Source organism: Hoylesella buccalis ATCC 35310 (assembly GCF_000177075.1).
In the GTDB taxonomy this organism is placed as follows: domain Bacteria; phylum Bacteroidota; class Bacteroidia; order Bacteroidales; family Bacteroidaceae; genus Prevotella; species Prevotella buccalis.
This window is the reverse complement of sequence record NZ_ADEG01000101.1, coordinates 1-3169: the sequence shown is the minus strand read 5'-3', so window position 1 is coordinate 3169 and position 3169 is coordinate 1. Positions and strand designations below refer to the sequence as shown.

At 39.4% G+C, this 3169-nt stretch carries 1 protein-coding gene; it reads left to right on the top strand.

What is annotated here, in order from left to right; all coding sequences use genetic code 11:
- Positions 1-183 precede the first annotated feature (183 nt).
- Positions 184-3018: an NACHT domain-containing protein gene (locus tag HMPREF0650_RS11230; RefSeq protein ID WP_245543502.1), complete on the top strand. Its 2835-nt coding sequence runs from the start codon at positions 184-186 to the stop codon at positions 3016-3018.
- Positions 3019-3169: the final 151 nt, after the last annotated feature.

Below are 3169 nucleotides of genomic sequence, written 5' to 3'. Positions count from 1 at the left end.
AATATATGTAGCATTGCCTCGCAAATCATCAAAGAAACCAATGTATATCTGTGCTTTGGTATTCAGTTCAACAAGGACTGAGGAGGTATTATTGCTGAAATCCGTAAAATCTTCAACTTCGAAAACGAGAATTATTTGGAGGAGTTACAGAAAAAAGCCGAAAGGGATGCAATAAATATTGGTATGAGACGCTATGTATTCATTATTGATGCACTCAATGAAGGTCTTGACGATTCCTATTGGTGTGAGAGTTTGGGGGTATTGAAAACGGAATTAGACAAATATCCCAATTTGGCATTAGTTGTTACAGTGAGAAAGCCATTTCACGAAAAATACAAGTTAAACAGATGGGGTTACAGAATGCAGTATCTTCTTGGGCTGGAGAATAGTCAAGATGTTGTGAATAAATATTTTGAAGCCTATAATATCGATTATGACAAGAATCTTTTTGGATTCAAGAATGGGCTTTTTTTGAGTATCTTCTGTGAAACTTATGTTTCAATGCCATATTACGATAGAAGATGGTTAAGATCATTGGGCGTATTATATCGCCAGTACATCCATATGCGTGAAGAGACTGTGGCGAAAGCCGTGGATGAAGATCCAGAACAGAATATCACTTGGCATTACCTCTGCCGATTGGTTCACTTATCGGTATTTACCTACAAATTCCATCCTATCACTCGCAAAAAAGCAAGAGTTGTGTCCAATCAACTCTGTAGAAATCGTACTTGGAGTAAGTCTCTTCTGTATAATTTAATGGCTCAAGGTCTACTTTTGGCAGATTGGAATTATGCAACGAACTATATGGGCGAAGAGTCAATTGTGAAGTTTGAATACGAGCAGATGGAGGATGTAATGCGAGCCATTGTATTTCTAAACACCAGATCGGATAAGCAAGCTAAAATAACCCAGCTCAAAGAGTGGATTAAGTACTACGAGCAAGAAAAACTTAGCAAGGAGGGGTTTTATCAATTTCTAACCTATATTACGATTCTTTGGCCAGAGAAATTTGAGAAAAAAGAGATTATTGAAGAAAAGAGAATTGGGAATAATGCTCTTCTGCAACAATGTTTTATTGAAGGGCTAGAATGGCATTACCATCCTGTTAAACAGAAACTCTTAAATGAATTTTGGCAAGATGCAGAGAAGACTTTAGGTTACCGTTTCATCTTCAGCGTGTCCTTACATTCGCTTAATAGTTTTTTGGAAACACTGCATCAATCTTTAGGATCACTGAACCAAGCAGACTTGGATCTCAAGTGGACACCTGTTGTCAATGAGTGTTACGAAGAGTCAGCACTTTATACCGAAGGAGTGAACGAACAAGAATATAAGGTGGAAGCCAATCTTTTGGTTAGGAGTTGCGCATCATCGCATCCAAGGATAAGGGCACATGCCAAGCGGAAGCTGTGTCGCATACTTTGTCATCATAGCGACTTGTTTGAAATGTTGATACGTGATTTCCATTCTGCCAAAGATACTTATATCTTGGAGGGACTTTATAATGCTATATATGGCGCATTACTTCTTTTACGGGATGTAAATCTTTCCAAAGCTGTATCGCTTCTTATTCGTGATTATCATTTCCAAGACAAACAGCCTATTGAGGATGTCAGAGTACGCGAATGGTTGTTGAAGATACTACTGTTTTCCAAGACGCAGAACGATGGCATAGACCTCTTTTCTAAGGCATTGCCTCCTTACAATCCACAAGAAGAGATATCCCTTGCTACAATAGAGATAGGCGACGATTACTTCGGTCGTACAGATGGTTCCCGAAAACTTAGATATTCATTGTGTGAGTTTTCTGATTTCCATCGCTATATATTGGGCTTTAATACAAATAGTGAGAGTAGGATTTACACCCTGATGCCACATAACCAAAACGGCATTCCATCTATGCTGTCACTCGTTCAGTTACAATCTATGGTGGCTCAAAAAATTAACATCTTGGGCTGGAATGATGATTTAGGTGAACTGGATAATGGAGTACATTCATCGGGGCGGTATGATAACCAGCGTGAGCGAATAGGAAAGAAATATCAGTGGCAAGCACTATTTGCGGTAGAAGCACAACTGATGGATCATTTTGCTATAACTGATAGGTGGCACTATGGGGTAGGTGGTAATAAGCGCATACTCTGCCCTCCTTATCCATGGTACAGTTCCATACTGAACGACTTTGATGTCACTTTGACCACAGAATTGATAGATGATGCAGAGTTAGCTGATGTATTGGATAAGCAGTCACCATTCATGCTAGATAAGCAAATGTCGGATACCGATTGGGTTGAGCAATCAGTTACAACAGACGATTGTCAACACTTCTTTGTGGGCGAGGATAACAAGTGGGTGTTGTTATTTAACATTTTCTCCGAATTTCCTGTGAATGGAGAGCATAAGGATGCCTATTTGTCCTACGAAACATTTTTTGTCCGCAATGAAGATGCACAGAAGTTTGAAGCCTGGATAGCAAGGCAAAACTTCAGCGGAAGAACAATGCCCGCTTCTGGACAAAGCATAGATATCCGTCTACTTGAATATCCTTGGATGTTACCTTATGTCAGTGCAGAAGATGAGGAATGGCTCTATGTGTCAGCCGGTGATGGTAAATGTCCCTGCTGTGTAATGCTGACCAACTATACCCAACTTCAAGAAGATGCTATGGGGCTTGGCGATGAATATAGAGAAGAAAATATGCTACCTTGTCCCGAACTGATGAACACTATGGAACTTCATTTCAAAGACCATGCTTGCTTTACCTATGGAACGGAAGATCATTTGTCTTCTTTCTATGCTTCCACCATACATTATCGCGCAGGTATCCCCAAAGGATTGCATATTCGCAGAACTGTACTGGAGGAATTTCTCCGTACAAAAGGTTATACCTTGTATTGGACAATCTCTGCAGAACGACAGCTTATTGTTGGCACTACAGCTGTACCCAATTACAAAACTTATTCTTTCTGCGCCAAATATGGCGAAGGGGGAAATGTGAATTGGATAAAAGAATAAAATGATAATAGTACCTATAATTTATCTGAATATCCATAAGTTACCAAATGAAAGTTTAAACTGTAAAATCATCCCAAAGCCATGTTTTGGACGATTTTACACACTCTGTAAGGTGTACAGACATTGGGATATATATTATTATGAAGCCACT